At 34.3% G+C, this 277-nt stretch carries 1 rRNA gene; it reads right to left on the bottom strand.

Going from position 1 to position 277, the window contains the following annotated elements:
• Positions 1–224: 224 nt before the first annotated feature.
• Positions 225–277, bottom strand: a 16S ribosomal RNA gene (locus tag IC173_RS21085); the annotation flags it as partial.

Raw genomic sequence — 277 nt, 5'->3', positions numbered from 1 at the left:
ACCAGTTAAAAAGGTTTGATAGATTAGAAGCTATCAACTTCGATAATTTTTAAAAGTTATCAACTTTATATATTACAAATTAGATGTCATATCACTAAATTTATATATGCAGTTTTCAAAGTGCTAAAGCACGTCGCCAACGAATAAATTCTGTTGCTCAAAGTGCTAATTGAGTATTCGTAAAAACGAACCCTCAAAATTAAACAGTAGGCAATTCTCCTTAGAAAGGAGGTGATCCAGCCGCACCTTCCGATACGGCTACCTTGTTACGACTTCA

It is taken from the genome of Clostridioides sp. ES-S-0048-02 (assembly GCF_020658495.1).
Taxonomy (GTDB): Bacteria; Bacillota; Clostridia; order Peptostreptococcales; family Peptostreptococcaceae; genus Clostridioides.
Note: the sequence above shows the minus strand (reverse complement) of the source record. Positions and strands in the feature narration are given on the sequence as shown.